This is a genomic window from Amphritea pacifica (genome assembly GCF_016924145.1).
Lineage (GTDB): Bacteria > Pseudomonadota > Gammaproteobacteria > Pseudomonadales > Balneatricaceae > Amphritea > Amphritea pacifica.
Map to the genome: position 1 here is coordinate 1 of NZ_JAFFZO010000170.1, position 330 is coordinate 330.

Below are 330 nucleotides of genomic sequence, written 5' to 3' on the forward strand. Positions count from 1 at the left end.
AGAAGGGACCGAAGCCACATCCATACCGGGTTTCACTTTCCAGCGGAAGGTCTTCATCGTCCACCTCCGGAGAACAGGCCACCATCACGCATCTGTGTCTGAATTTCATCACGGGCACCCTTGCGGGCCATGTCATACACCGCCTTCAGAGCAGCCGGACCTATCTGCCCGTTCGTGCCGTCGTTGTTAATCACCACATGGTTATTCTGCTCAAACGTCCCGGACGCCTGCGACCGGCTGTCTGCCATGCTGCCCGGTGTACCGACATAACCGCCGGTGGCATAGCCGCGCATCAGCCGGTAAAGATTCCCCACGCCAATCCGGCTGGTT

General features: G+C 58.8%; 1 protein-coding gene. It reads right to left on the reverse strand.

Going from position 1 to position 330, the window contains the following annotated elements:
- Positions 1–53: 53 nt before the first annotated feature.
- Positions 54–330: phage tail tape measure protein (locus JW499_RS21935; protein WP_205212545.1), on the reverse strand; the 277-nt coding region annotated here is incomplete at its 5' end.